Source organism: Sphingomonas parapaucimobilis NBRC 15100 (assembly GCF_000787715.1).
In the GTDB taxonomy this organism is placed as follows: domain Bacteria; phylum Pseudomonadota; class Alphaproteobacteria; order Sphingomonadales; family Sphingomonadaceae; genus Sphingomonas; species Sphingomonas parapaucimobilis.
In genome coordinates, this window is sequence record NZ_BBPI01000101.1 from 22,372 (window position 1) to 29,209 (window position 6,838).

Sequence of the window (6,838 nt, forward strand, 5' to 3'; positions counted from 1 at the left end):
CCCGCCGATCGCCGTTCAAGGGGGAGTAGTTACCAACGTGTCAAAGACCTTGCACCTGACCGCCCTGTTGCTGCTGGCCTCCAGCACCGCCACCCCCGCCTTCGCGCAAAAGGCCGAGAAGACCGAGACCAAGACGACCACAGAGACCAAGGACGACGACAGCAAGCGCCCGCCCCTGCCCGCCGACAAGACGATCAGCCAGAGCGCGCGGATCGGCGGCCGGGTCATCAACTACAAGGCGACCATCGGCAAGATCGCAGTGCGCGACGACAAGGGCAAGGAGATCGGGCAGGTCGTCTATACCGCCTATACCGTGCCCGGCGGCGATGTGCGGCGGCCGGTCACCTTCGCCTTCAACGGCGGGCCGGGCGCGGCCTCGGTCTATCTGAACCTGGGCGCGGTCGGCCCGAAGCGCGTGCCGTTCGGCGCGCAGGGCGATGCGCCCTCCGACGCGCCGGTGACGACCGACAATCCCAATAGCTGGCTGGACTTCACCGACCTGGTCTTCATCGATCCGATCGGCACCGGCTTCAGCCGCAGCCTGGTCGACGAGGCGGAGACCAAGAAGGCCTTCTACGCCAACGACCCGGACATCAAATATCTGTCCAAGGTCGTCTATGACTGGCTGGTCAAGGAAGGGCGGTTGCGCTCGCCCAAATATATCATGGGCGAAAGCTATGGCGGCTACCGCGCGCCGCGCATCGCCTATGAGCTTCAGTCGCAGATCGGCGTCGGGGTGAACGGGCTGGTGATGGTGTCGCCCTATCTCGACCCGGCCTCGGGCGACGACGCCACCGCGCTGTCGCCCTTGCCGTGGATGATCGACCTGCCCTCGATGGCCGCCGCGCAACTGGAGCGGCAGGGCAAGCTGACCCCGGAAGCGATGGCGGGGGTCGAAGCCTATGCGCGCGGCGATTACCTGCGCGACCTGATGCGCGGGCGGTCGGACACTCAGGCGGTCGACCGGATGGTGACTCGCGTGACCGAGCTGACCGGGTTGGACCCGGCCTTGGTCCGCAGGCTGGGCGGGCGGATCGATACGCGGACATATCTGCGCGAAATCCATCGCAACGACTCGACGATCGGCAGCATCTACGACTCGAACGTCACCGCCTTCGACCCCTTCCCCTGGTCTTCGCAGCAGCGGTCCAACGACCCGTTGCTCGACTCGCTGATCGCGCCGACGACCAGCGCGATGGTCGATTTCGTGACGCGCGAAGTCGGGTGGAAGACCGACGCACGCTATCATGCGTTGTCCTATGAGGTGAACAGCGCCTGGGATCGCGGCAAGCCCGACGACACCCCCGTCACCGACCTGCGCAAGGCGATCGCCAACGATCCAAAGATGAAGGTGATGATCGTGCATGGCTGGGACGATTTGTCCTGCCCCTATTTCGCCTCGCGCCTGATCGTCGACCAGATGCCGAGCTACGGCGTGGCGCAGCGGGTGAAGCTGAACGTCTATCCGGGCGGGCACATGTTCTACAGCCGCACCGACAGCGGCGCGGCGTTCCGGCGGGATGCGATGGCGATGTACGGGGGGTGATGGAGCTGGCTGATCTCCGTTCGGACTGAGCAAGTTTCGAGGGATTCCCTTGGCCTTCGACTTCGCTCAGGCTGAACGGAGATTTGGGATTGGGCAGCTTCCCCCGCTCCGTTCAGGCTGAGCGAAGTCGAAGCCCACGCCACACTGCTTCCCGACAACCCGGCTGGCTCCCCGCTCCAACCCACGCTACAGACTCAACCGTATACGAAACGGAGCGAGTGACATGGCAGTTATGATCGGCGGATCGACGGCGGAGCGCGAACTGGCGAGCCTGTCGCCCTGGGCCAACCCGGCCCCGGTCATCACCGCGCAGGAACGCGCGCAGCGACTGACCCGCGCCCGCGAACTGATGGCGCAGATGGGTGCCGACGCGCTGCTGGTCGGGGCGGGCGCGTCGTTGCGCTATTTCACCGGCGTCGCCTGGGGCGCGACCGAGCGGTTGGTGGCGATGCTGCTGCCGATCGCGGGCGAGCCGATCTTCATCTGCCCCGGCTTCGAACTCGGCTCGTTCGAGGCGAGCCTGTCCATCCCCGCCATCGACATCCGGCTATGGGAGGAGGATGAAAGCCCCTCCGCGCTGGTCGCCGGCGCGCTGAAGGCGGCGGGGGCGGGCACGCTGGCGATCGACCCGGCCATGGCCTTCCTGTTCGTCGAGCGTATCCGCGCCGCCGCGCCGGGCGTCGCGCTGGTCGATGGCGGGCCGGTCGTCGATGGCTGCCGCATGATCAAGTCGCCCGCCGAGATCGCGTTGATGCAGCAGGCGATGGACATCACGCTGGAGGTCCATCGCCGCGCCGCGCGTATCCTGCACGAGGGCATTCGGGCGTCCGAAGTGATCCGCTTCATCGATCAGGCCCACCGGGCGCTGGGCGCACCGACCGGCAACTATTTCTGCGCGGTGCAGTTCGGCCGCTCGACCGCCTTCCCGCATGGCCTGCCGCAGGACGATGTGCTGCGCGAGGGTGATCTGGTGCTGGTCGATACCGGCACGCTGATCGACGGCTATCACAGTGACATCACCCGCACCTATGCGTTCGGCGATGTCGGCGACGAGGTGCGCCGCATCTGGGATATCGAAAAGGACGCGCAAGCCGCCGCCTTCGCCGCCATCCGGCCCGGCGAACCCTGTGAGGCAGTGGACTATGCCGCGCGCGCGGTGCTGGAGCGGGCCGGGCTCGGGCCTGACTATCGCCTGCCCGGCCTTCCGCACCGCACCGGGCACGGCATCGGCCTGTCGATCCACGAGCCTGCCTATCTGGTGCGCGGCGACAAGACGCCACTGACACCCGGCATGTGCTTCTCCAACGAGCCGATGATCGTCGTGCCCGACCGCTTCGGCGTGCGGCTGGAGGATCATTTCCACGTCACCGAGACGGGTGCGGCGTGGTTCACCGAGCCGCAGCCTGCGATCGACGATCTGGGCTGAAGGATCGCCTCGGCAAGGGCCGGGGCGACAGGTTCACGCGAAGACGCGATGCCGCGAAGGATTTTATTCGCGCGGAGGCGCGGAGACGCGGAGATGATTGCCTGCGCGGCAGCGCTTGGACATCATCGACAGGTTGAGATGACAGGGCCGCTGGCGCGGCGAGCCCAGACCCTCCGCGTCTCCGCGCCTCCGCGCGAACCTCTTAATTCTTCGCGACTTCGCGGCTTCGCGTGAACGACGGCCTTACACCACCGTGAACCCGGCCCAGAACGGGTCCTCGCGGTCGATCCAGATCGTGTTGTAGCCGGTTGACACCGCGGAGCCCTGGATCGACGGCACGATCGCCGCCTGCCCGCCCAGTTCGGTCGCTTCCTCGACCCGGCCGATGAAGCGGCTGCGGATATAACTTTCATGGACGAAGCGATCGCCGACCTTCAGCCGCCCCTTGGCTGCCAGATGCGCCAGCCGTGCCGAGGTGCCGGTGCCGCACGGGCTGCGGTCGATCGCGCGCTCGCCATAGAAGACCGCGTTGCGGCCATCGGCGTCCTCCGCCGAGGGCTTGTCGGCCCAGAGCACGTGGCTGACCCCCCGGATCGAGGGTTCGAGCGGATGAACCGGCTCGAACTGTTCGCGCACCAGTTCGCGGATGGTGCGGCTGAGTTCGACCAGCCTCGACGCGCCCAGATCGTCGAGGCCCGTATAGGCCCCCTGCGGCTCGATGATGGCGTAGTAATTGCCGCCATAGGCGACATCCAGCGTCAGCGGACCGAAGCCCGGCACGTCGATCTGTATGTCCTCGGCCGCCAGATAGGCGGGCACATTGCGGATGCGGACGGCGGTGACCTTCGCGCCTTCCTTCTCATATTCGATGTGGATGGTGCCCGCAGGCACCTCGACCTTCAGCTTGCCCGATTCTCGCGGGGTGATCAGGCCGTTTTCCAGGCCGAAGGTGATCATCCCGATCGTGCCATGCCCGCACATGGGCAGGCAGCCGCTCGTTTCGATGAACAGGATCGCCGCGTCGCTGTCGGGCTCGCAGGGCGGGTAGAGGAAGCCGCCCGACATCATGTCATGCCCGCGCGGCTCGAAGCACAGGCCGGTGCGGATCCAGTCGAACCGCTCCAGGAAATCCAGTCGCCGCTCGGCCATGCTGGACCCGCGCAGCAGCGGCGTACCGCCCGCCACCAGCCGGACGGGATTGCCCGCCGTATGGCCGTCGATACAGAAAAAGGTGTGGCGGATCGTGGGTGACGTCATCGGGATTCCCTTGCTGTAAAATCCGTATACGATATGACCAGGCCCATGCCCAAGCCGGAAAATCACGTCCCAGCGTCAGATCATCGCAGCGCCATCGTCGTCGGCGGCGGCGTCATCGGCACGACCACGGCGCTGGCGTTGCAACGCGCCGGTTGGGCGGTGACCCTGATCGAAGCAGAGGACACCCCACGCGCCGCGTCCTGGGGCAATGCGGGCCATATCGCGACCGAACAGGCCGAGCCGATCGCCTCGCCAGCAATGGTGCGTGGTTTCGCCAAGCGGCTGTTCTTTCGCGGCGGCGCGCTGGCCCTGCCGCCGCGCGAGATCGCGACCTGGCTGCCCTTTTCACTCCGCCTGCTAAAGGCTGCCCGCCCGGCGCGGTACGAGCGCGCGCATGAAGCGCTGGCGGCATTGCTCGCCCAGGCCATGCCCGCGTGGCAGCGGCACGTCGCCGCGCTCGGTGCGCCCGATCTGCTCCGCGCGCACGGCCATGTCGTTCTGTGGGAAACGCCGGAGAGCGCCGCGCGCGGGCTGGCGAACTGGCAGGCGGCGGACACCGGCACCGCGCACTTCCGCTCGCTGACGGAGGCGGAGCTTCAGGACTGGCGCGCCCGGATTTGCGCGCCGATCGCGGGCGGGATAAGGTTCGAGGGCAGCGGCCAGATCGCCGACCCGACCCGGCTCGCCGAGACGACCTCCGCGCGCTTCGTGGACGACGGCGGCACCCGCATCGTCGCGCGGGTCGCGAGCGTCGGCGACGGCGAGGCCCGGCTGACCGACAACCGCCGCCTGACCGCCGACCAGATCGTCGTGACGGCGGGCGTGGCGAGCGCCGCGCTGCTCCGCCCCTTCGGCTTGAAAGCCCCGATCATCGCCGAGCGTGGCTATCACCTCCAGACCGGCCCGGACGTCGACTGGCCCGCCGACCTGCCCCCGGTGGTGTTCGAGGACCGCTCGATGATCGTCACCCGCTTCGCCGGGGGCCTGCGCGCCGCCAGCATCGTCGAATTCGCCCGCGCCCAGGCCAATCCCGACCCCGCCAAGTGGAACCGCCTGCGCCAGCATATCGCGGCGCTGGGCCTGCCGATCGGCGAGGACGCCAAACCCTGGATGGGCGCACGGCCGACCCTGCCGGATTACCTGCCCGCGATCGGGCGGGTGCCGGGGGCCAAGGGTGTGTCCTATGCTTTCGGGCACAATCATCTGGGCCTGACGCTCGCGCCGATCACGGGGGAGTTGGTGGCGGCGATGCTGGCCGGGAAGTCACCCCCCTTTCCCACGTCGCCATTCGAATTGCAGCGATTCAGGTAATCCGGGAAAACTCGCAGTCGAACGACGGGTTTGCTGAATATTGGGCAAAGGCTAGTCGAAGATGCCAACCGCCGCATCAGCCCATATCGCGCACACCACTGCCACTATTCCGATGACGATCAGGCCACGGACCGCCGGGGGAGCCGACAGGCGCGGGGCATATTCGCAGGCAACGCCAATCGTCCCGAGCAATATGGCGGCAAACACGAAGTCGACCAGGTTCCAATCGACCTCACTGGTAAATGGCATCGCCAGCGCTGGCACGAGAAGTACGCACGTCAGCAGCGCCCAGACGAAATTCCGCAATACCCGGGAATCAATCCGCCGTAGATTATGGATCAATTGCATAAGCACTCCACCTGACGAACGGCGGTCAGCATCATGACGTTGTTTGCCACGTAATGAAAGTGGCCGAATATGGCGCTTGTCGATCGCTCCAGCGAATGCCCCCCCCTCATGGGCGACCCGCAACACCACGCGATCGAGGTCATATTCACGTCGGCGTTATCACAATCCTTCGCTCGACATCCCGCCCCCATCCGCTATCGGTTAACCACTTCGCATCGGGGGAGCGGCGACCGGGTCCGTGCAGATCAAGCGGCTTCGCATTTCGGGATTCAAGAGCTTCGTCGATCCGGCCGATCTGGTCATCGAGCCGGGGCTGACCGGCGTTGTCGGGCCGAATGGCTGTGGCAAGTCGAACCTGCTCGAAGCGCTGCGCTGGACGATGGGTGAGAACAGCGCGCGGTCGATGCGTGGTGCTGGCATGGAAGACGTGATCTTCGCCGGGACCGCCACCCGTCCCCCGCGCGACTTTGCCGAGGTCACGATCCTGGCCGAGCGCGAGGGCGAGGAGACCGAGATCGTCCGCCGGATCGAGCGCGGCGCGGGCTCGGCCTATCGGATCGACGGGCGCGACGTACGCGCCAAGGACGTGGCGCTGCTGTTCGCCGACGCTGCGACCGGGGCGCACTCGCCCGCGCTGGTCAGCCAGAACCGGATCGGCGCGGTCATCGCCGCCAAGCCCGCCGAGCGCCGCGCGATGCTGGAGGAAGCGGCCGGGATCGCTGGTCTGCATGTCCGCCGTCGCGATGCCGAAACCAGGCTGCGCGCGACCGAGACCAACCTGACCCGGCTGGACGAAGCCATCGCCGACCAGGACGCGCGCATCGCGACGCTGCGACGACAGGCGCGGGCGGCGGAGCGCTATCGCCTGCTCTCCGACCAGATTCGGGTGGCCGAGGCGCGGATGATCTTCGCCCGCTGGCGCGACGCGGCCGAGGCGGCGGGGGCGGCGA

The 6,838-nt window shown here is 67.3% G+C and carries 6 protein-coding genes; 4 read left to right on the forward strand and 2 right to left on the reverse strand.

What is annotated here, in order from left to right; genetic code table 11:
- Positions 1-37 precede the first annotated feature (37 nt).
- Together SP5_RS17700 and SP5_RS17705 are read left to right on the forward strand one after the other, a co-directional pair.
- Entirely contained in the window at positions 38-1,546 is a 1,509-nt protein-coding gene (locus SP5_RS17700; RefSeq protein ID WP_042491255.1) for a S10 family peptidase, read from the forward strand.
- Positions 1,547-1,769: 223 nt separating this feature from the next.
- A complete protein-coding gene (locus SP5_RS17705) occupies positions 1,770-2,972 on the forward strand; it encodes a M24 family metallopeptidase (protein ID WP_042491257.1) in 1,203 nt (400 codons plus the stop codon).
- Between the two features lie 243 nt (positions 2,973-3,215).
- On the opposite strand, the gene SP5_RS17710 is transcribed toward SP5_RS17705, so the two are convergent.
- Positions 3,216-4,229 (reverse strand): 4-hydroxyproline epimerase, encoded by a 1,014-nt coding sequence (locus SP5_RS17710; RefSeq protein WP_217995716.1) that lies wholly within the window; start codon positions 4,227-4,229, stop codon positions 3,216-3,218.
- 33 nt (positions 4,230-4,262) lie between these two features.
- Here SP5_RS17710 and SP5_RS17715 point away from each other — a divergent pair, with 33 nt between their 5' ends.
- Positions 4,263-5,540, forward strand: a complete 1,278-nt coding sequence (locus tag SP5_RS17715) for an NAD(P)/FAD-dependent oxidoreductase (protein ID WP_245613540.1) — start codon at positions 4,263-4,265, stop codon at positions 5,538-5,540.
- 51 nt (positions 5,541-5,591) lie between these two features.
- Here the strand turns inward: SP5_RS17715 and SP5_RS17720 are convergent, their stop codons facing one another.
- A complete protein-coding gene (locus tag SP5_RS17720) occupies positions 5,592-6,017 on the reverse strand; it encodes a hypothetical protein (protein ID WP_167334737.1) in 426 nt (141 codons plus the stop codon).
- A 109-nt stretch (positions 6,018-6,126) separates the two neighbouring features.
- Between SP5_RS17720 and SP5_RS17725 the strand changes: the two genes are divergently transcribed.
- On the forward strand, positions 6,127-6,838 hold a 712-nt coding region (locus SP5_RS17725; RefSeq protein WP_042491263.1), incomplete at its 3' end, for an AAA family ATPase.